General features: G+C 63.8%; 15 protein-coding genes and 1 pseudogene. 9 read left to right on the forward strand and 7 right to left on the reverse strand.

The features are described 5' to 3' along the window. Positions 1 to 51 precede the first annotated feature (51 nt). The 3 genes from BCL93_RS03530 (at position 52) to fnr (ending at position 3,158) form a co-directional block, all read left to right on the forward strand. Positions 52 to 744, forward strand: coding sequence for a sulfite exporter TauE/SafE family protein (locus tag BCL93_RS03530; protein ID WP_112053736.1), 693 nt, complete (start codon positions 52 to 54; stop codon positions 742 to 744). A gap of 102 nt (positions 745 to 846) precedes the next feature. Further along, the gene (hemN, locus tag BCL93_RS03535; protein ID WP_112053737.1) at positions 847 to 2,250 is read left to right on the forward strand and encodes an oxygen-independent coproporphyrinogen III oxidase; all 1,404 of its coding nucleotides are present in this window, start codon (positions 847 to 849) and stop codon (positions 2,248 to 2,250) included. A 161-nt stretch (positions 2,251 to 2,411) separates the two neighbouring features. Beyond that, positions 2,412 to 3,158: a fumarate/nitrate reduction transcriptional regulator Fnr gene (gene fnr / locus BCL93_RS03540; protein ID WP_112053975.1), complete on the forward strand. Its 747-nt coding sequence runs from the start codon at positions 2,412 to 2,414 to the stop codon at positions 3,156 to 3,158. A 151-nt stretch (positions 3,159 to 3,309) separates the two neighbouring features. Here the strand turns inward: fnr and ttcA are convergent, their stop codons facing one another. Beyond that, positions 3,310 to 4,233 (reverse strand): tRNA 2-thiocytidine(32) synthetase TtcA, encoded by a 924-nt coding sequence (ttcA, locus tag BCL93_RS03545; RefSeq protein ID WP_112053738.1) that lies wholly within the window; start codon positions 4,231 to 4,233, stop codon positions 3,310 to 3,312. A gap of 669 nt (positions 4,234 to 4,902) precedes the next feature. Between ttcA and BCL93_RS17430 the strand changes: the two are divergent. Then, positions 4,903 to 5,646 (forward strand): annotated as a pseudogene (locus tag BCL93_RS17430) (glycosyltransferase family 9 protein); the annotation flags it as partial. A 32-nt stretch (positions 5,647 to 5,678) separates the two neighbouring features. Here BCL93_RS17430 and BCL93_RS03555 read toward each other — a convergent pair. After that, positions 5,679 to 6,296: a 3'-5' exonuclease gene (locus BCL93_RS03555; protein ID WP_112053740.1), complete on the reverse strand. Its 618-nt coding sequence runs from the start codon at positions 6,294 to 6,296 to the stop codon at positions 5,679 to 5,681. Positions 6,297 to 6,310: 14 nt separating this feature from the next. After that, positions 6,311 to 8,128 carry a putative nucleotidyltransferase substrate binding domain-containing protein gene (locus BCL93_RS03560; protein ID WP_112053741.1) on the reverse strand — a complete coding sequence of 606 codons (1,818 nt, stop codon included), beginning with the start codon at positions 8,126 to 8,128 and terminating at the stop codon, positions 6,311 to 6,313. A 669-nt stretch (positions 8,129 to 8,797) separates the two neighbouring features. Between BCL93_RS03560 and BCL93_RS03565 the strand changes: the two genes are divergently transcribed. The 4 genes from BCL93_RS03565 (at position 8,798) to BCL93_RS03580 (ending at position 15,663) form a co-directional block, all read left to right on the forward strand. Then, on the forward strand, positions 8,798 to 9,058 hold the full coding sequence (locus BCL93_RS03565) for a DUF4212 domain-containing protein (protein WP_112053742.1): 261 nt from the start codon (positions 8,798 to 8,800) through the stop codon (positions 9,056 to 9,058). Between the two features lie 4 nt (positions 9,059 to 9,062). After that, positions 9,063 to 10,859, forward strand: a complete 1,797-nt coding sequence (locus tag BCL93_RS03570; RefSeq protein WP_112053743.1) for a sodium:solute symporter family protein — start codon at positions 9,063 to 9,065, stop codon at positions 10,857 to 10,859. A 94-nt stretch (positions 10,860 to 10,953) separates the two neighbouring features. Next, positions 10,954 to 11,469, forward strand: a complete 516-nt coding sequence (locus BCL93_RS03575; RefSeq protein ID WP_112053744.1) for a hypothetical protein — start codon at positions 10,954 to 10,956, stop codon at positions 11,467 to 11,469. A 240-nt stretch (positions 11,470 to 11,709) separates the two neighbouring features. Next, positions 11,710 to 15,663, forward strand: coding sequence for a hybrid sensor histidine kinase/response regulator (locus BCL93_RS03580; RefSeq protein WP_112053745.1), 3,954 nt, complete (start codon positions 11,710 to 11,712; stop codon positions 15,661 to 15,663). Positions 15,664 to 15,853: 190 nt separating this feature from the next. On the opposite strand, the gene BCL93_RS03585 is transcribed toward BCL93_RS03580, so the two are convergent. The 3 genes from BCL93_RS03585 to BCL93_RS03595 all read right to left on the reverse strand — a co-directional run bounded on the left by BCL93_RS03585 (position 15,854) and on the right by BCL93_RS03595 (position 19,490). Further along, positions 15,854 to 16,516: a response regulator gene (locus BCL93_RS03585; protein WP_112053746.1), complete on the reverse strand. Its 663-nt coding sequence runs from the start codon at positions 16,514 to 16,516 to the stop codon at positions 15,854 to 15,856. A gap of 291 nt (positions 16,517 to 16,807) precedes the next feature. Further along, a complete protein-coding gene (gene acs / locus BCL93_RS03590; RefSeq protein WP_112053747.1) occupies positions 16,808 to 18,757 on the reverse strand; it encodes an acetate--CoA ligase in 1,950 nt (649 codons plus the stop codon). Between the two features lie 157 nt (positions 18,758 to 18,914). Continuing rightward, positions 18,915 to 19,490, reverse strand: a complete 576-nt coding sequence (locus BCL93_RS03595; protein ID WP_112053748.1) for a SprT-like domain-containing protein — start codon at positions 19,488 to 19,490, stop codon at positions 18,915 to 18,917. An 80-nt stretch (positions 19,491 to 19,570) separates the two neighbouring features. Between BCL93_RS03595 and BCL93_RS03600 the strand changes: the two genes are divergently transcribed. Continuing rightward, complete coding sequence (locus tag BCL93_RS03600; RefSeq protein ID WP_112053749.1) at positions 19,571 to 20,221, forward strand: YecA family protein; 651 nt, start codon at positions 19,571 to 19,573, stop codon at positions 20,219 to 20,221. Between the two features lie 17 nt (positions 20,222 to 20,238). On the opposite strand, the gene BCL93_RS03605 is transcribed toward BCL93_RS03600, so the two are convergent. Further along, positions 20,239 to 21,360: a phospholipase D-like domain-containing protein gene (locus tag BCL93_RS03605; protein WP_112053750.1), complete on the reverse strand. Its 1,122-nt coding sequence runs from the start codon at positions 21,358 to 21,360 to the stop codon at positions 20,239 to 20,241. Positions 21,361 to 21,573 lie beyond the last annotated feature (213 nt).

Below are 21,573 nucleotides of genomic sequence, written 5' to 3' on the forward strand. Positions count from 1 at the left end.
AGAAGGAGAAGAAACAAGCAATAAAGACGATGGCCGGGAGGCCGGGCCGCGATGAACCCAACCGGCCTCGATCTGCCGCCGCTGGCCGCCGCCTTCGTCTTCGGCCTGCTCGGGGGCGCCCACTGCATCGGCATGTGCGGTGGCATCATGAGCGCGCTGAGTTTCGCCGTACCGCCCAGCATGCGCCATCCGGCAAGGCTCACCGGCCTGTTGCTCGGCTACAACCTGGGCCGCATTGGGAGCTACATGCTCGCCGGCGCCCTGGTGGCCGGGCTCGGCACCCTGATCGGCGGGCTCGCCAGCGGGGTGCGCCTGGCGCTGTCGACGCTTTCCGCCGTCATGCTGATCCTGATGGCGCTGTATATCGCCAACTGGTGGAAGGGCCTGCTCAGAGTCGAGGCCCTGGGGCGGCGCCTGTGGCGCCATCTGGAACCGGTCGGCCGACGCCTGATGCCGGTAGTTAGCCTGCCCCAGGCCGTCGCCTTGGGGGCCGTCTGGGGCTGGCTGCCCTGCGGGCTGGTCTATTCGATGCTGGCCTGGAGCCTGGCCACCGCCGAGCCCCTCGCGGGCACCGCCCTGATGGGGGCCTTCGGGCTCGGCACCCTGCCCGCTCTGCTCGCCACTGGCCTCGCCGCACGCTCGCTTGGCCGCCTGATCCGCCACCCAGCAACCCGCGCCCTGGCGGCGGGGCTGATCATCGCCTTCGCGCTCTGGCAGCTGGCCAGCGCCTGGCGGCTGATATAAACCTGGCGGGCCGCCATTTCCACGGGACTTGACCTGGCGCAAGGGGCCAGGCCTCTGGCGACACTAGACTGGAGGCATTCGCATCCAGTGGAGTATGCAGTGATGTTTAGCCCCATGCCCGCCCCCTCGTCGTCCCATGCCTGGGACCCGGCGCTGCTCAAGCGCTATGACATCAGCGGGCCGCGCTACACCTCCTACCCGACCGCGCCCTCCTTTCACCAGGGCTTCGGCGCCGAGGACTTCGAGGCGGCGCTGGTGCGCAGCAACGCAAGGTCCCGTCCGCTGTCGCTGTATGTGCATGTGCCCTTCTGCCGGCGCATCTGCTTCTACTGCGCCTGCAACAAGATCGCCACCAAGAACACCCGGCTGGCCGAGCCATACCTTTCCCGAATCGATCGCGAGATGGTGCTCACCAGCCGCCGGTTGGACACCGCCCGCGAGGTCACCCAGCTGCACTGGGGCGGCGGCACCCCCACCTTCCTGACGCTTGGCCAGATGGGGGATCTGTTCGACCGCCTGGATGCGCGCTTCGGCCTCAGCAACGCGCCCGATCGCGACTACTCCATCGAGATCGACCCTCGGGAGGCGAACGTGCTGACCCTGCGTCACCTTCAGGCACTGGGCTTCAACCGGCTGAGTCTCGGCGTTCAGGACCTGGACCCCAAGGTCCAGCAGGCCATCAACCGGGTCCAGCCCCGGGTACTGACCGAAACGCTGATCGACGAGGCCCGACGGCTGGGATTTCGCTCGCTGAACCTCGATCTGATCTATGGCCTGCCGCACCAGACGCCGTCGAGCTTCGCCGCAACGCTCGCCCAGGTCATCGAAATGACCCCGCCGCGGCTGTCGGTGTTCAACTATGCCCACCTGCCCAGTCGTTTTGCGCCCCAGCGTCGCATCCGTGAGGCCGACCTGCCGGACAGTGACGCCAAGCTGGCCATGCTGCAGACAAGCATCGACATGCTCGAAGACGCGGGCTATGTGCACATCGGCATGGATCACTTCGCGCTGCCCGACGACAGCCTGGCCCGCGCTCAGCGCCAGGGCACCATGACCCGCAACTTCCAGGGGTATTCGACACACGGCAACAGCGACCTGGTAGGGCTGGGCGTTTCGGCCATCAGTCGGGTGGATGACTGCTATGCCCAGAATCCCACGGCGCTCGGCGACTACGAAGTGGCGCTGGACGCCGGGCGGCTGGCCACCGTCAAGGGCATCCGGCTGAGCCTCGACGACCGCCTTCGCCGCCGCGCCATCGAACGGCTGATGTGTGACATGGCGCTCGATCTTGAGACGCTGGGGCACGAATTCGGCCTCGACGCGATGCTCTGGCTCGACGATGCCCTGGCCCGCCTGGCTTCCAGCATCGAGGATGGCCTGATCGAACAGCACGGCAGCCGGCTGACCGTGACGCCGCGTGGGCGCCTGCTGATCCGGCATCTGGCCATGGCCTTCGACGCTCGGCTGCCCGAGCAGGCCAAAGAGCGCTATTCGCGCATCCTATGAGCCTGGAGCCTGTAGACTTATGTCTATGGCCCAGCAGCGGCGCTCACAGCGCCACTGCCCGAGTTCGAGAACCAAGGAAACTTTGCCTCCTCCGCTCTCTCTTCCATAATGGGCCCCGCGGATGAACTAGAATGTATAAGGATGCAGCCAAGGAGAAGGACATGCCCGCCAATGCGCTCGGTCACCGAGCCCGCCTCACCGAAACCCGCTGCCAGACCTGCAGCCTCAGTTCGCTGTGCCTGCCCCTCGCGCTGGAAGTGGAGGACATGGACCGCTTCGATGCCATCATTCGTCGTCGCGCGCCTCTCAAGAAGGGCGAGACGCTGGTGCGTCAGGAGGCGCCCTTCTCCAGCGTCTTCGCGGTACGCTCGGGCAGCCTCAAGCAGCTCATCAGCGCCGGCAGCGGCGATGAACAACTGAGTAACTTCTATCTGCCGAGCGAACTGGTCGGCCTGGACGGCATCGACGAGGAACGCTATCCGGGCACGGTAGTGGCGCTGGAGACCACCACCGTCTGCGAGATTCCCTTCGACCGGCTCGACGGGCTGTCGGAGCACCTGCCGGAACTGCGTGCCCAGCTCTATCGCAGCCTGAGCAAGGAGCTGCGCGACGACCGGCGCATGCTGCGCCTGCTGTCACGCATGACCGCCGACGAGCGGCTGGCAAGCTTTCTGGTCAATCTGTCGTCGCGCTTTCGCCGCCGCGGTTACTCGGCCTACAGCTTCCGGCTATCGATGTCCCGCGCGGACATCGGTAACTATCTGGGGCTCGCCGTGGAAACCGTCAGCCGCATCCTGGGACGCTTTCAGCAACAGCAGCTGCTGGCCGTATCGGGACGCGAGGTCAACATCATCGATCTCAAGAACCTGGCCGAGCTGGCCAACGATGGCTGCCCTTACGACGGTTAGCCACCCAGAGCGCTCATACAACGCAAAACGCCAAGCCCTGAGGCTTGGCGTTTTTTTATGGGGCTGATCTGGACGACGCGCCTGGACAAAGCGCCTGGACAAAGCGCCTGGCCGATACGTCTGGTCAATGCGTCTCGGAGCGGCGCGTCGGCTAGGCCTCGCCGCCAAGGTCCAGCGCATCGATACGATTCTCCCGGCGGCGTGCCTGTTCGGCTTCAAGGCCCTTGAAGTCGAAGAGTTCGCGATCCGCCAGCTGTGACGGCGCCACATTGGTTACCGCCTTGAACATGCTTTCCAGGCGCCCGGGATGTTTGGTTTCCCATTCGGCCAGCATCTCCTTGACCACCTGACGCTGCAGATTGGGCTGCGAACCGCACAGGTTGCAGGGAATGATCGGAAACGCCATGCGCTGGGAAAACTCCTCGATATCCGCCTCGCGACAGTAGGCCAGCGGACGAATCACGATGTTCTTGCCGTCGTCGGAAAGCAGTTTGGGCGGCATCGACTTGAGGCTGCCGCCGAAGAACATGTTCAGGAACAGCGTCTCGAGGATGTCTTCGCGATGATGGCCAAGCGCTACCTTAGTGGCCCCGATCTCTTCGGCGAAACCGTAAAGCGAGCCGCGCCGCAGGCGTGAGCAAAGCGCGCAGGTGGTCTTGCCTTCCGGGGTCTTTTCCTTGACCACCGAATAGGTGTCACGCTCGAGGATGTGGTAATCGACGTCGAGCTTGTCCAGGTATTCCGGCAGCACGTGTTCGGGGAAGCCCGGCTGCTTCTGGTCCAGATTGACCGCCACCAGCGAGAAATTCACCGGCGCATTGCGCTGAAGGTTCCTGAGGATCTCCAGCATGGTGTAGGAGTCCTTGCCGCCGGACAGGCAGACCATGACCTTGTCGCCCTCTTCGATCATGCCGTAATCGATGATGGCGTTGCCGACCTGACGCCGCAGGCGTTTCTGCAGCTTGTTGAAGGCGCGCTTGTCATTGGCGGCAGCGTCCGCCGCCGCAGCGTCGGCTACATCGTTAGCAGAGGTATCGGAGACGCTCGGGGGGTAAGTCACGGCAGTATCGGTCATGATCGCAGCAAAAGGGGACAGAAATGAGGCGCCATCTTACCACCGGCACCCGGGGCTAGCGACCGGGCATGCCATTAAGGCTGCGTTAATTCCTTTAGCGTAATGTCATTTGCGGTAGGGTCCTGCCACGACATAGAGTCCTTCATCGAAAGGTCCTGCCACGCGGAGCCCTGCCATGCAGAGCCCTGCCCCGGCAGAGACCTGTTTCGACAGAGTGTTCTGCTACGAGGTCATGAGCCCGACGCTCAACATGGAGCGTGTAACTGCCAAGACGGCGGCGACGCGTCCGGTGCTGGCCATTTCGACGCCTCCCCGGCGTGGAATATTTCCATCTACCGGAGTATTGCCCCGATGTCGCTTGCGCAACGCATTCGCACCAATACCATCCTGAAGACCCTCGCTCAGAGCGCCGAGAAACGCCTGAAACGCCGACTGACCAGCCTGCTGTGGCGGCTGCTGCGAGCTCCCGAGGCCACCGCGATCGATGAACTGGGCGACGTCCGGCGGATTCTGCTGATCCGGCCCAACTATCGTATCGGCAACGCGCTGATCAGCACGCCGGCAATCGACGCTTTCCGGTCACGCTTTCCCGACGCCCGCCTCGACCTGCTGGCCACCGACAAGACTCGGGGGCTGTTCGACCATCTGCCGGTGGATCATTGCCACACCATGACGCGGCGCGCCATCCTGCGTCCCTGGCTGCTGGTAACACTGCTTGCCCGCCTGCGCAGGGAGCGCTACGACCTGGCCGTGCAGCTGGTGCCGGGCTCACTGACCGGGGCCATCTGCACCCGACTGATTGGCGCCCAGACCACTATGGGGCGCGCCAAACCCGAACAGCGCTGGTTCGACATCGAAGTGGAAGGCGCCACACCGCATGCCTATGATGCACCGCGCCCCTTCGCGCATGCCCTGGGGGTGGCCTGTCGCAACCGCCCGCGCCTGCACCTTAGCCACGACGAACAGGCCCGCGCCGAGGCGACCCTGGCGCACTGCCTGCCCGCCGTCGAACCAGCATCTGTCAAGCCTGACACCGCTGGCGTGACGCCTACGTGCGAGCCCTTCGTCGCCGTCTTTATCGGCGGTCATCTGGACAAACGCCTTCCCTGGGCGCAATGGTTCGACATCCTGAACGCCCTGGAAGCGGCCAATCAACGCCACCTGGTGTGCCTGGGCCCGGAGGAGGCAGATCTCGCACCGACCATCTCGCATCACCTGGAGGGCAGCCGCTTCGGGGCCCTGTGCCCACCGCAACCCCTGCGAGACTTCGCCGCTCTGGTGGCTCGATCCGGCGTGCTGATCAGCCCCGACTCGGGGCCCCTGCACCTGGCAGCCGCCCTGGAGGTGCCCACCATCGCCCTGATGCAGGTAAAGAAATCGCAGAAGTTCGTGCCCCGAGAGCCCCATGATCAGGCCCTGTGGCGGCCCACCGCCGAAGAGGTCGTTCAGGCCGTGACGCGGCTTGATTTGTTCAGGCGCACGTACATCAAGGCCGTGGTAACGGCATCGCCAAGTGCCGTATGGCGCCCCATGACCGGCACGCCGAGGGACTCGGCCATGGCCTCGAAGCGCAGGCTGGGCTCTATGTCCGGGCTTACGCGACGCACTGCCCGGGCATAGCGCTGGGCGATATCGACGGTGGCATTGGGCAAGTCGAAGCCGAAACGAGGACGCAGCTGGCGATTGAGCATGGCAATATCGAAGGCCACGCACCAGCCCACCAGCGGCCGGTTACCGACGAAATCCAGAAACTGCGCGAGGGCATCCTCGACGCTCGCGCCGCCTTCCAGGTCGATGCCGCGCAGGCCATGGATGCAGATCGAGTCACCGGTCAGGCGGGCCGGACGCGACAATCTCAGATCCAGCGACTCGCTGGTCAGCACCCGGTCGCCGCGTACCTTGACCGCGGCGATCGAGACCAGCTCGTCGCGACGCGTATCGAGGCCGGTGGTCTCGCAGTCGATGGCCACCATCTCGTCGCCGGTATAGGGATTGAACAGCCAACCGTAATCGCCACCGGCCTGGCGACGACGATCGGTCACACGGCGCCACGCTTTTAACATCCTGCCTCCTGCCGTCAATATTCCAGATGAAAACGCTGGGTCAGACGCTGTTTGAAGTCCTTGACGATATGCAGCGCCTCACGCAGCAGGTCACGTTCCAGTGACGACAGCTGCTGCACGACGACCCGATTGGCGTCGCGCTCGGCATTGACGCCGTCCAGGTGCTCGAGCTGCTGCTTGAGGCGCAGCTCGGTGAACAGCGACAGAGCCTCGCCCAGATCCTCGGCGAAGCGCGCATCCAGGCGGCCATCGGCCACCAGGGCATCCAGCCGCTCCAGCGTCGACGTGGCGCGAATGCCCCGTTCCAACGCCAGAGTGCGCACCCCATGCACGATGGGGAAGATGCCCCCCTTCTTGATATCGATGCCGTGCTGGGGTTTCTTCAGGGTGCCAAACAGGCTCAGCGGCGTGGAGAACTGCAGCGCCGCTCGGGCGAAGTACGTCAGCAACAGCTCGTTACCCCCGCAGGCCTCGAACAACCCATCACGTACCTCGTCGAGCAGGGCCGAATTGCCGGCCACCGCATGGGCGTCGAGGATGATCGCAAGCTTCATCAGGCTTTCGCCGTCGCGGCGCTCGACCCACCGGATGATGCGCTCCCGCCAGTCCTTGACCCGCCCGACCCAGGCCGGGTTGGAGACCATGATATTGCCCAGGCAGCGCGGATAGCCGAGCGCCACCAGGGTCTCGGTGAAGTTCTCCATCTCGACGCTACAGTCGGGCCAGTCGGCGTCGTCGGCAAGGATCAAGCCGTTGTCCTGATCCGTCTTGAGAATCTGCTCGCCACGTCCTTCGCTGCCCATCACCATCAGGCAACTTTGATGCTGGCGCGCCTCATCGATCTTAAACACCCAGGCCTTGTGCATGATGCGACCGTTCAGCGCCGCCAGCAGGTCCATGGCGAAACGCAGCTTGACGCCCTGTACCATCAGCGCCTTCACAAGCTCTGGGGTGCGCGCGCTGGCCGCGGCAAGCTCCTCGAGGCTGTCCGCCTGCTCGACCTGCAGGCTGACCACATAGCTGCGGCTCGAGAAGTAGCTCAGCACGTCGGTGAGCTCGACCACCCCCACCGCCTGAGTGCCCTCGATCACCACCACCCTCGCCACCTCGTGGCGCGTCATATTGACCAGCGCCTCGAACAGATACTGATCGGGACGAGCACTGACCAGCGAGAAGTGAGCGATTTCGACCACCAGGCTTTGCTGATCGCCGCCGTCGATCACCAGAGCATTGAGCAGGTCGGTCTTGGTGACCATCCCCAGACGCGGCCCCTGGCGAACCAGCAGGCTGTCGGCACGGCTGTCGTTGAGGGTGCGCACCGCCGTGGCGATGCTGGTGTCTTCCTCGACCAGTAGCGGCGGTCGCATGCATTCGGCGATACGCGCCAGCATGAAGCCGGCCATGCTCACGCCACCCTCGGCACGTCGTTCGGTCATCAACCGCGTCTTGTCGGAGAGGCGCTGGCGGAAGAACTCGGCGAAAGCAGGGTAGCGCTCGCACAGTCGTTCGAAGAGCGTGTGCGGCAACAGGTAGCAAAGGCATTCCTGTTCGGCCTTGAAGCGGTAGCGGCTCTTACCGTTGAGAATGCTGATTGCGCCGAACAGATCCCCCGCCGTGTAGTGGCCGATGCGAGCCGTAGCACTGGGTTCGGAGGTATCCAGCTCGGCGACCTCACCCTTGTGAATCAGGTAGACGTATTCGCCGGGCTGGCCCGCGTCGAGCAGTACCTCGTCGCTTTCGTAATAAGCCAGATCCACGCCACGCCGCACCAGCTCACGCCCGTCATCATCGAGCAGCGAGAAAGGCGGTTGGGAGAGATCGACATCGACCATGGCGATGACCTCGTTGTGCGGCGGCCATGTCACCGCGGATAACGACTCAGCTCACCGGCCGCATGGCGCGACCTTCGTCTTATCTGTATCGAGAGCGAGTGCAAGCGCCTTTTCACGTCACGACAGTGATGGCTGATCTGACGGCGCCCGCCAAACATCATTTCACTGTCAGGCAGCATAGCAACAGCTTCTCACGGACCGACACCTAGACCATCGTTCAACCTTTTTCCTTTTGGATGATGTCGATCAAAACCGGGCTATACCATCGTCCTAACCGAACGACTAAAGACAGGTTAATAAAAACCACAATAAACAGTAAAACATTGAATTAAAAGGAATTTAGAAAAACCTTTCACAACGCCTGCGTGCCCTGATACCAAAGTCTGGGATTGTTTTTCCAGGGTTATTGACCAGTATCAGGGCTGATGAATGCAGTGACATCAGCGCGCATTCCACCAAAGACAAAGAAACAATAAACCAACGTCTTATCGAGGCACCGAGAGAAGGCCGATGATGAGGACAATTCTGATGACATCTCGCCCTAACCTCGCAATTTCATCCACGACTGGAAACGCGACTCGGGGTGATGCTCGAAGAATGATCGACCTGATACATCGCGCTTAATGTCGGTACAACAACTCAACCCTGGAACATCCGGAGAGCATGACTATGGCAGATGAAAAATCCAATGCTGCTGCTTACTGGTCGGCCAACGTGCGTCTAATCACCGGCTGCCTGATCGTCTGGGCGCTGGTGTCCTATGGCTTCGCCATTCTGCTGCGTCCGCTGCTGGCGGGCATTCCCGTGGGCGGGACTGACCTGGGCTTCTGGTTCGCTCAGCAAGGATCGATCCTCACCTTCATCGGCATCATCTTCTTCTACGCATGGAAGATGAACCGCCTCGACAAAAAGTTCGGTCTCGGGGAGTAATCGCATGAGTCAATTTGCCATTAACCTGCTATTCGTGGGCGCTTCCTTCGCCCTGTATATCGGGATCGCGATCTGGGCCCGAGCGGGTTCCACCAAGGACTTCTACGTCGCTGGCGGCGGGGTACATCCGGTCACCAACGGCATGGCCACGGCCGCCGACTGGATGTCGGCGGCATCATTCATTTCCATGGCCGGCCTGCTGGCTTCTGGCGGCTACGCCAACTCCACCTTCCTGATGGGCTGGACCGGCGGCTACGTCATCCTGGCGATGCTGCTGGCCCCCTACCTGCGCAAGTTCGGCAAGTTTACCGTGCCGGACTTCATCGGTGACCGCTTCTACAGCAACACCGCGCGCCTGGTAGCGGTGATCTGCCTGATCGTGGCCTCGATCACCTACGTCATCGGTCAGATGACTGGTGCCGGCGTTGCCTTCTCGCGCTTCCTCGAAGTCAGCAACACCTGGGGAATCTGGATCGCCGCCTTCATCGTGTTCCTGTATGCGGTCTTCGGCGGCATGAAGGGCATTACCTACACCCAGGTGGCCCAGTACGTGGTGCTAATCATCGCCTACACCATCCCGGCGGTGTTCATTGCGCTGGAACTGACCGGCAATCCCATTCCCGGGCTCGGCATGTTCAGCACTCACACCGCATCCGGTGTGCCGCTGCTCGAGAAACTGGATGATGTGATCAATGCACTGGGCTTCCGCGACTACACGGCAGACGTCGACAACAAGCTGAACATGGTGCTGTTCACCATGTCGCTCATGGTCGGTACCGCGGGCCTGCCCCACGTCATCATCCGCTTCTTCACCGTGCCCAAGGTCGCCGATGCGCGCTGGTCCGCCGGCTGGGCACTGGTCTTCATCGCCCTGCTCTACCTGACCGCCCCGGCCGTGGGCTCCATGGCACGCCTGAACCTGATGACCACCGTCTATCCGGACATGGCCGGCCAGGTCGAGAGCTACGAGGACGCCGCCAACAACCCGATCCTCTATGCCGACCGTCCCGAGTGGATCAAGACCTGGGAAGAGACCAATCTGATCACCTTCGACGACAAAAACGGCGACGGTCGCATCCAGGTCTACAACGACAGCAACGCCGACTTCGCCGAGACTGCCGCACAGCGTGGCTGGAACGGTAGCGAGCTCAACGTCAATAACGACATCCTGGTACTGGCTAACCCGGAGATCGCCAACCTGCCCGGCTGGGTCATCGGCTTGATCGCTGCAGGTGGTATCGCGGCAGCCCTGTCCACGGCCGCCGGCCTGCTGCTGGCCATCTCGTCGGCGGTCAGCCATGACCTGATCAAGACCATGATCAACCCGCAGATCACCGAGAAGGGCGAGATGCTGGCGGCACGCATCTCGATGGCCGGTGCCATCCTGCTGGCGACCTTCCTGGGCTTGAACCCCCCGGGCTTCGCGGCGCAGACGGTGGCCCTGGCCTTCGGCATCGCCGGTGCCTCGCTGTTCCCGGTGCTGATGATGGGCATCTTCTCCAAGCGGATGAACAACCATGGCGCCGTGGCCGGCATGCTCTCGGGCCTGGTCGCCACCCTGCTGTACATCTTCACCTACCTGGGATGGTTCTTCATTCCGGGCACCAACACTCTGCCTAATACTCCGGATAACTGGATCCTGGGCATCTCGCCGCTGTCCTTCGGTGCGGTAGGCGCGATGATCAACTTCGCCGTGGCCTTCAGCGTCTCCCGCGCCACCAAGGCGCCGCCGCAGGAAATCCAGGACCTGGTGGAAAGCGTCCGCTATCCGAAGGGTGCTGGCATGGCGGTGGATCACTAAGTCATAATGCACGCCTGACAGCGCCACCCGGCGCCACGGCATCACCCAATCGGGCTTCCAGCAGGAAGCCCGATTGCTTTGAGGAAACCCGAATATGATGTGGCACCTGATCGCGGCGGTCTTCGCCGGTCTCGGCGCGGCGGGCATCGCCCTGCTGCTGAGAAAGCTCAGCGGCAAGCGGCTGCCGCGCTGGATCATCCCGGCCTTTGGCGGACTCGGCATGCTGGCCTACCAAATCCATGCCGAATACAGCTGGTTCGATCACAAACAGCAGCAGCTGCCGCCCTCGGCCAAGGTGGTATCGAGCGAAAAGAGCGAGGTGTTCTGGCGGCCCTGGACCTATTTCTTCCCGATGACGACAGCCTTCCAGGTCATTGACCGGGAGAACCTGATCCGTCGCCAGGCAGGTGATGATCAGCTCGTCGAGTTCATTCGCTATCGCTTCGAGAAACAGGCCATTGACCATGTCACCACGCGGTCCTACCTGATGAACTGCACCACCCGCGAGCGGCTGCCGCTTGACGAGTCTACCGGCGAACCGAAGCTTGACGAACTCGTACGCCTCGAGACCGACGACCCGGTCTTCAAGGCGGTCTGCACCGCCTCCTGAGGGCCATACCAGTCGTCCCCGCCACTCCATCTGCCGTCCAGGCCCCACCGGGGCCTTTCCTGCACTGATCGACTGCCAAGCGCTCCATATCTTGAGCTACCGAGCCTGTGAGCCTCATCGAGACTTATGCTCGACGGAGGGCCTGGTCCTCGGACCATTGGCCTGATCCGATGCCCCTCACCGGCTGCCTTCCGGGGCGGCATTGCCCTAGAATGGGTCGACATTCGAGGGAGAGCAGGCATGTTCCACGGCTGGCTACTGATCGCCATATCGCTTCTGTATATCATCGTCCTCTTCGCCATTGCCTGGCGGGGCGACCGTCATGCCCAGCAGCATGGGCCAAGCCAACGACGCCCAATCATCTACAGTCTGGCGCTGGCCATCTACTGCACCTCCTGGACCTTCTATGGTGCAGTGGGTGAGGCCGCCACCTCGGGCTGGTCGTTTGCCAGCATCTTCGTCGGCCCGATCCTGACCTTCCTGCTGTTCTGGCCGGTGCTGGCCAAGATGATCCGCGTCGCCAAGCATCAGAACGTCACCTCGATCGCCGACTTCATCGCCTCCCGCTACGGCAAGACCCAGTCGCTTGCCGCCTTTGCAAGCCTGGTGGCGCTGATTGGCACCCTGCCCTACATCGCCCTGCAGCTGAAGGCGGTAGCGGCCGCCTTCCAGGTGCTCACCGACAGCACCGACGTGACCCGCGCCCCGCTGTTCGCCGACACCGCCTTCTACGTAGCGGCGGTGATGGCGCTGTTCGCGATCCTCTTCGGCACCCGCCATACCGATGCCACCGAACATCACGAGGGCCTCATCCAGGCCATTGCCTTCGAGTCACTGGTCAAGCTAGCGGCCTTCCTGATGCTCGGCGCCTACGTCACTTGGGGGCTCTTCGACGGCCTGGGTGACCTGCTGGCACGGGCCGACATCCAGCTCGAGCTGCAGCGCCAACTGGCCGAACAGGACTTCGGCAACGGCTTCTGGGCGCAGACCCTGCTGGCGATGCTGGCGGTCTTCTGCCTGCCGCGTCAGTTTCACGTTGCCGTGGTCGAGAACACGCACCGCGACGATGCGCGGCGCGCCCGCTGGCTGTTCCCGCTCTACCTGGTCGCCTTCGGGGTCTTCGTGCTGCCGCTGGCCGCCGCCGGCCTGACGCTGTTCGCCGGCACCAACATCGAGCCCGATACCTATGTGCTGGCCATTCCCATGGCGGCCGACAATGTGCCGCTGACGCTGCTGACCTTCATCGGCGGCTTCTCGGCGGCCACCGGCATGGTGATCGTCGCCACCGTGGCGATCTCGATCATGATCTCCAACGAGATCGTCATTCCGCTGCTGTTCCGCCTGCGCTGGTTCGATACCAAGGCTCGGGACTATGGCCGACTGGTGCTGCGCGCCCGCCGCGTCACCATCGTGATCATCCTGGGGCTTGCCTACGGCTTCTATCAGCTGACCGCTGAATTCAGCACCCTGGCCTCCACCGGCATGCTGTCGTTCGCCGCCGCCGCCCAGTTCGCCCCGGCTCTGCTCGGCGGCCTGTACTGGAAGCGCGGCAATCGTCTGGGCGTGATCGTCGGCATGAACATCGGCTTCGCCATCTGGGCCTACACGCTGCTGACGCCTGCCCTTATCCAGGCCGGGGTGCTGCCCGGCGATTGGCTCGCCGGCGGGCCGCTGGGCATTGGCTGGCTCTCGCCCACTGACCTGTTCGGCCTCAATGTCAGCGATAACTTCACCCACGGCGTGATGCTGTCACTCGGCCTCAACCTGTTCGGTTATATCTTCGTCTCGCAGATGACCCCGCAGCGGGTGGTCGAGCGCATCCAGGCGTCACTGTTCGTCGACAGCGTCGAGACCCGCCAGACACCGGTCAACAGGCCCTGGGCGGGCGCCACCACGGTGGGCGATCTCAAGGTACTGTGTGAGCGCTTCCTCGGCGCCGATCAGGTGCAGCGCGCTTTCGATGACTACGCCCGGCGCAACGGCAAGAACCTCGAGGACCCGCAGCGCGCCTCCATCGATATCATCCAGTTCACCGAGCGCTTCCTGGCTTCGGTGCTCGGCGCCTCCTCGGCGCGCATCGTCGTCAACTCTGCACTGCAGGGGCGCGGTATCGGTATCTCGGACGTGATCTCGATCGTCGATGAGGCCTCCCAGGTGCTCGAGTTCAACCGCGCCCTGCTTCAGGCCACCATCGAGAACATCAACCAGGGCATCAGCGTGGTCGACCAGAACCTGCGCCTGGTGGTGTGGAACCAGCGCTACCTGGAGCTGTTCCGCTTCCCCGACCATCTGATTCGGGTCGGCGCTCCCTTCGACAAGGTACTGCGCTATAACGCCCACAACGGCGAATACGGCCCGGGCGATCCCGAAGAGCATGTCGAGTTGCTGGTCGACAACATCCGCGAGGGTCAGCCCCACCGCTATGTGCGCTATCGCCAGGACAGCACCGTGCTCGAGGTGCAGGGCATGCCGATGCCGGGGGGCGGCTTCGTCTATACCTACCAGGACATCACCCGCCAGAAGCGCACCGAGGAAGCGCTGATCCGCTCGGAGAACAACATCCGCATCTACACCGACAACGTGCCGGCGTTGATCGCCTACTTCGACAAGGAATGTCGCTACCTCTTCACCAACCGTGCCTATGAACAGGTCTTCGGCATCGACCGCAATGCGGTGATCGGCAAGCGCTTCGAGGAGGTGATGCCGCGGCACGTCGCCGACGAGGGCCTGCCCTGGATGCGCCGCTCACTGTCCGGCGAGCGGGTCAGCTTCGAGATTTCCCAGCGCGATGACGAGGGCGGCACCCGCTACCTGCTGGTCACCTATACGCCGCACTTCGGCGACAGCGGCACCATCCTCGGTTTCTTCGCCCTCTATCAGGACATCACCGAACGCCGTCTAGCCGAGATTGCCCTCAAGGAGACCAACGAGAACCTCGAGGAACGAGTGCGCGAGCGCACCCTGGCGCTCTCGGATGCCAACGCCGCCCTGCGCCAGGAGAACCGGGTACGCGCCGAGGCCGAGCAGGCCCTGCGCCAGGCCAAACAGGTGGCCGAAGATGCCAACGCCTCCAAGACCCGCTTCCTGGCGGCGGCCAGCCACGACCTGCTGCAGCCCTTGAACGCCGCGCGCCTGTTCACCTCGGCACTGGCCCAACAGGACGACGCCGAAGACCTGTCACGCACCATCGGCCATATCGACAACTCGCTGCAGGCGGCCGAGGAGCTGCTCAGCACCCTGCTCGACATCTCCAAGCTGGACGCCGGGGCCCTGACCCCGCGCCGCAGCCACTTCGCACTGGCCGATGTCTTCCGTCCGCTGCGCGCCGAGTTTGAAGTAATGGCCGAGGAGCGGGGCCTGGACCTGGTGGTGGTTGCGACCGAACAGTGGGTCGACAGCGACGCCCAGATGCTCAGGCGCATCGTGCAGAACTTCCTCTCCAACGCCATCCGTTACACCCAACAGGGTCGGGTGCTGCTGGGCTGTCGCCGCCGCGAGGGACAGCTGGTCATCGAGGTCTGGGATACCGGCCCCGGCATTCCCGAGGCCAAGCAGGCCGAAATCTTCCAGGAGTTCCGCCGCCTCGATCAGGCCTCGCGGCACAAGGAAAGCGAGAAGGGACTGGGCCTGGGGCTGTCGATCGCCGACCGCATGAGCCGGGTGCTGGACCATCCGATCCGGGTGCGTTCCTGGGAGGGCGTCGGCACCGTCTTCTCGGTGGCCGTACCGATGGTGGCCGCCCAGCAGGTAAGCACTCAGGAAGAGCCCTCTCCGCGGCGCGCCGGCAACAAGCTCGCCGGCACGCGCGTAGTCTGTATCGACAACGAGACGCTGATCCTCGAGGGCATGAAGGCCATGCTCACCGGCTGGGGCTGCGAGGTTTTCACTGCCACCTCGATCGGCGGCGCCAAGTCGATCCTGCGCCACCTGCAAAGTGATCCAGATGCAATACTCGCCGACTATCATCTGGACAACGAGGTGACCGGCCTGATGGCCCTGGACGCCCTGGCCGAACGCAGCGAGGGCCCGGTTCCCGGCATCGTGATCACCGCCGATCGCACCGAAGAAGTCGCCGAGGAGATCAAGCGAGCGGGCTACCAGCTGCTGCTCAAGCCGGTTCGCCCCGCCGCCCTGCGCGCGCTGCTGACCCGCACCCTGCAGGCCAACCGCGCCAGCAGCCGCCACGAGAGCTGATCAGCGCCCCCGTTTTCGGGTCATCCGAGCCTTCAGCAATAAAACGAGCATTAACCAATAAAAAAAGCCCGCCGAGATGGCGGGCTCTTTCTTGTCGGGAAGACCGGCGAGGACGGCCTGTCGGCGACACGCCTGGCGGGGCTTCGGTGCCGCTCTCAGACGCTGGTCTCAGGAACGGCCTGGCCGGCGATCAGGACTCGACCTTGGGCGGCTCGACCTCGAGCTTCTGGGCAGCGATCACCGCCTGGGTGCGGGAGTGAACGCCGAGCTTGCGCAGGATGGCGGTCACATGCGCCTTGATGGTCGCCTCGGAGACATTCAGCTCATAGGCGATCTGCTTGTTGAGCAGCCCTTCGGTGAGCATGTTGAGGACCCGAAACTGCTGCGGCGTCAGCGACGCAATGGCCTCGGCGAAGCGCGACTCTTCCTCGTTGGCCTCGCCGAGCACGTCAGCAAGCTCGGCGGGCAGCCACACTTCACCGTCGAGAATCTCACCCACCGCCTCGGCGATCAGCGACAGAGAAGAAGACTTGGGAATGAAGCCGGAGGCGCCGTAGTCGATGGCGCGACGCACCACATAGGGTTCATCGCTGCCGGAAACGACCGCCACCGGCACATCGGGATTCTGGCCGCGCAGCTGGATCAGCCCAGAGAAGCCATGGGCACCCGGCATGTGCAGGTCCAAAAGGATCAGGTCGGCATCCGGGTGGCGAGTCACCACCTCGGTGGTGGCTTCCATGGTGTCGGCTTCCACGATCTCGGCCTGGGGCGCCAGCTGCCTCAGCGCTTGAGTGAGGGCAGCGCGGAACAGCGGATGATCATCGGCGACGATGAATTTCTGGGCAAAGGCCATTGAGACTCCTCCGGATCCTCTTGTCAGCGACCAACGTACCGGTAGACGCTGGTGAGTTCGCCGTTGTTTTACGGCATGTTACCCCATGGTAGCGGGTATTCCCAAGCTTACCGGGGAATTGTCGACATTTACTTGCCACAGCACAAAAAACCGGCCCGAAGGCCGGTACAAGACAGGAAAGAACCCCGGGCTGGCGTGTCCCCTGACCCCGCGGATCCCGGCAGGCAGCAACGCCTGCCAAGCTCCGACGACGGGTCGGCGTTCCTCCCTGATACGTCGGTTCAGAAGACGTCAATTGGCCGCGCGATTGGCGATCAACTCCTCGACCACCGAAGGATCGGCAAGCGTGGAGGTATCGCCCAGGCCATCGGTCTCGTTAGCGGCGATCTTGCGCAGGATGCGGCGCATGATCTTGCCCGACCGCGTCTTGGGCAGCCCCGGCGCCCACTGGATCACGTCCGGCGAGGCGATCGGCCCGATGTCCTTGCGCACCCACTGGGTCAGCTCCTTCTTCAGGGCGTCGCTTGGGTCAATGCCATCGTTCAGGGTCACGTAGATGTAGATGCCCTGGCCCTTGATATCGTGGGGGAACCCGACCACCGCGGCCTCGGCCACCGCATCGTGGGCCACCAGCGAGGACTCGATCTCGGCGGTCCCCATGCGATGCCCGGAAACGTTGAGCACATCATCGACACGGCCGGTGATCCAGTAATAGCCGTCCTCGTCACGACGACAGCCATCGCCAGTGAAGTACATATTGTCGTAGGTCGAGAAGTAAGTCTGCACGAAGCGCTCGTGATTACCCCAGATCGAGCGGGCCTGCCCCGGCCAGGAGTCGAGGATCACCAGGTTGCCGTCGGTCGCGCCTTCCAGCACATGGCCTTCATTGTCGACCAGCGCAGGCCGCACGCCGAAGAAGGGCCGCGTGGCAGAGCCCGGCTTGAGGTCGGTGGCGCCAGGCAGCGGCGAGATCATGATGCCGCCGGTCTCGGTCTGCCACCAGGTGTCGACGATCGGACACTGGGAGTTACCGATCACTCGGTAGAACCATTCCCAGGCCTCTGGGTTGATCGGTTCGCCCACTGACCCCAGCAGGCGCAGGCTGTCGCGCTTGCTGGAGGCCATCACGTCGTCACCGTGTGCCATCAGCGCCCGCACCGCGGTGGGCGCGGTATAGAGAATGCTGACGTTGTGCTTGTCGACGATCTCGCCCATGCGCCCGTGGGTCGGGTAGCTTGGCACGCCCTCGAACATCAGGGTGATGGCGCCATTGGCCAGCGGACCGTAGACGATGTAGCTGTGGCCGGTCACCCAGCCCACGTCGGCGGTGCACCAGTAAACCTCGCCTTCTTGATAGTCGAAGACGTACTGGTGAGTCATGGCCGCATAGGTCAGGTAGCCACCGGTGGTGTGCTTCAGGCCCTTGGGCGTGCCGGTGGAACCGGAGGTATAGAGGATGAACAGCGGATCCTCGGCGTTCATCTCCTCTGCCGGGCAGTCGGTGGACTGACCATCGACACGCTCGTGGAACCAGACGTCGCGACCCTCGTGCCAGTCGATGTCGCCGCCGGTACGCTTGACCACCAGCACCGACTCGGCCACCTCGGCACCCTTGCGGGTCAGGGCCGCATCGACGTTGTCCTTGAGCGGCACCTGCTTGCCGCCGCGCACCGACTCATCGGCGGTGATGATCAGCTTCGACTCGGCATCGATGACACGCTGGGCCAGGGCGTCCGGGGAGAAGCCGCCGAACACCACCGAGTGGACGGCGCCGAGGCGCGCACAGGCCAGCATGGCCATCGCCGCTTCGGGAATCATCGGCATGTAGAGGGTGACCACATCACCCTTCTTCACGCCCATCTCCTTCATGGCGTTGGCCAGCTGACAGGTGCGGGCATGCAGCTCGCGATAGGTCAGGGTCTTGGACTCGCTGGGGTCATCGCCTTCCCAGATGATCGCCGGCTGATCGCCGCGGGTCTCGAGATGACGGTCCAGGCAGTTGGCACTGACGTTGAGCGTGCCATCCTCGTACCAGCGGATGTCGACATTGTCTCTGGCGAACGACGTATTCTTGGCCCGGGTCGGCGCCTTGATCCAGTCGAGCCGCTTGGCCTGCTCGGCCCAGAACCCTTCCGGATCGTCTACCGATTGCTGATACATGGCCAGGTATTTGGCGTTATCGATCCAGGCGTTGGCGGCGATATCATCGCGCACCGGATGGACATGTGGCTGTTCGGTCATTGAGGAACCTCGTCCAGAAGAGTGCCAGAAATGGAGTGTCGCCGGCCGCGGTTTACCTATCGCCGCCGACCCGGAAAACTAGTCCAGCATATACCCGTGCTTGCGGCCGCGCCTTTTAGACATTGGTAGACACTCAATCTTATTGAATAACAAAGGCTTACTGGCTTTTCCCGAATGCCTGCGCGGATTGATAGACCAAGGTCTCGGCACATTGTCGACAGCGATACGCCTGGCCGCGCATGGCCCGGCGGTGCCGACGCAGGCTGAAGAAGTGCGCCTGGCAGCCACAAGCATAGCGATAAGGCGCAGGGCTCGCCCGGGCCACATCGAAACGATGGGTGGTGCTGGGCGAGAGCCCAAACAGCTGGCGCATCACCGTCTTCCACTCATGGCCATGGGGGCGCAGGCGAGGGCCTTCGTCGAGGTGCCAGACCAGCCAGTGCGCCATCTCGTGGGGCACCACCTCGACGAGGAATGCCTGACGGTTCTCGGCGAAAAGTTGGGCATTGAAGCGCAGACCGCCGCGGCCGAAATGCGCCTGGCCGGCGCTCTTGCCACGCAGGTCGAGCCACACCTTTGGCCGAGGCAGGCCAGGATGGACCTCTCGACACAGTTGCCAGGCGGCCTCGACCCGCCGATGAAGACACGCCTGGAGCGCAGCGGCATCCAGCGGCTCTAGCTCCTCGGGGGCCGGGGTTGGCAGAACGGGAGCGGAAGAAGATGGGGTGGTCATGGGATGCTAGAATGGCGCGCCATGGCAGGCGCGTAAAGTGCCTCTTATTCTCCCTGGCGAGACCGACGACGAGATTTCCGATGTCCGAGACCCCCGTTCCCACGCCCCTGATCGACGACGAGGCACTCGACCGCCTCGATGACTTCCTCGAATCCGAGCGCGTCGATGCCGACGCCCTGGATGTGATTGGCGCCCACGGCTTTCTGGTGGCCCTGGCCGTCGCCCCCCGCGAGACGCCCGCCACCACCTGGGTCGGCGAGCTTTTCCACGGCGAACCGGACTTCACGGACAGCGCCGAGCGCGACGAGATCCTGGGGCTCCTCGAGGCCCTGAAGGCGAATGCCATCTCGACCATGGAGCAAGGTGGTCTGCCAGAGCTGCCCTTCGACCTGGAGCTTGGCGGCATCGCGCCCGCGGAAACGCCGATCGGCGACTGGTGCGCGGCCTTCATGGAGGCGGTATTCCTCGACGAGACCGCCTGGTTCGAGGGTGACGAAGAGAGCGCCGCCACCCTGCTGCTGCCTTTCATGGCGCTATCGGGGCTGTTCGACGACGAGCCGGACATGGCGGAGCTGGCAGGCGACGAGGCGCGCCTCGAGTCACTGGTGCGCCAGCTGCCCGAGCTGGTGCTGGATCTCTACCTCAACTATCGAGTACCGCCGGAAACCGCCAAGCCGACCCCGCGCAAGAAGAAGCCGGCCGGCAAGGGCGGCAAGGGGCGCCGCCGCTAGCGGGCGGACAGCGAGGCTCAGCGTAGCCGGGTGAGCAGAGAATCCACGCTGCCCCACAGCCATTCGCGCAGCCGCTGCAGCCTCGGGCGCTCTGCCCAGCGCTGGGCATCGACCTCCTGGCTTGCCAGGAAGTTGCGCTCGAACAGCGCCTGTACTTCGCCGGCAAAACGGACGTCGCGCACCTCCTGATTGGCCTCCAGATTCCACTGCAGGTTCCAGTGGTCGAAGTTGCAGGAGCCGATCGCGCTCCAGTTGTCCGCCAGCGAGAACTTGGCATGGATGAAACTTGGCTGGAACTCGAAGATACGCACCCCGGCGCGCAGCATACGGCCGTAGAAACGCTGGCCGGCATAGCGCACGCCGGGGTGATCATGGCCCACTCCCGGTAGCAGCAGGCGCACGTCCACACCGCGGCGCGCCGCCCGCACCAGGCGGTTGCGCAGACTCAGGGTAGGCACGAAATAGGGCGTGCAGATCCAGACCCTGTCCTGCGCCGACTTCAGCTGCGCAAGCAGCGAACGGCGAATCGCCTGGTAGCGATAGCCCTGCCCCCAGACCACCCGCCCCAGCATGCCGCTCGCTCCGCGGTCTTCCTGCGGTGCCACGCGCAGCCCCCGCACCAGGGCAGCTTCTCCCTCGCCGCGACTCAACGACGAATCCCAAAGCTTCGAGAAGAGCCGCACCCAGTCGGCGACCACCGGCCCTTCAATACGCACTGCCACTTCGTACCAGGCGCCGAGGAAGGCATCGACCGACCCGAAGCCCCCGGTGAAGGCCACCTCACCGTCGATCACCAACAGCTTGCGATGATCACGAGTCAGATTGTGGGCAAGCGACCGCCAGGCGAGAGGGTTGAAGTAACGCATCGCCACGCCGCGCTCGGCGAGTCGCTGGCGATCGGCGGTCTCGAGCCCCATGGCACCGTAGTCGTCGAGCAGCAGCAGCACCGTCACGCCTCGCTCCGCGGCCGCTCCCAGGGTCTCGATCAGGGATTCGGAGAGCCGCCCTGACTCCATCAGGTAGAGCTCGAGGATCACCGACTCCCGGGCAGACTCGATGGCCTTGAACATCTCGGGAAGAAACTGCTGGGCCTCTGCCAGCAGCGTGAAGCGATTGCCGTCGCGCCAGTTGCCTTGCATGCTTGCATCCTTTTCGCGTGTGTCGTGTCACACCCTGTGCTTGCTTACCGGTGAGGCAGCGAGTGTCGCCCTCGACCTACACAGTGCCTGTCCCCGCTTATTTACCCACCCCTTGCCACCGCTTTGCGCCCCTTCCGCGACTCCTTCTAGCGACGGCAAGCGGGTCGGCACCTGCATCTTGGAGCGATGCGGGCGCTCAGATCGGCGCCACCG

This window comes from Onishia taeanensis, from assembly GCF_003268885.1.
GTDB lineage: Bacteria > Pseudomonadota > Gammaproteobacteria > Pseudomonadales > Halomonadaceae > Onishia > Onishia taeanensis_A.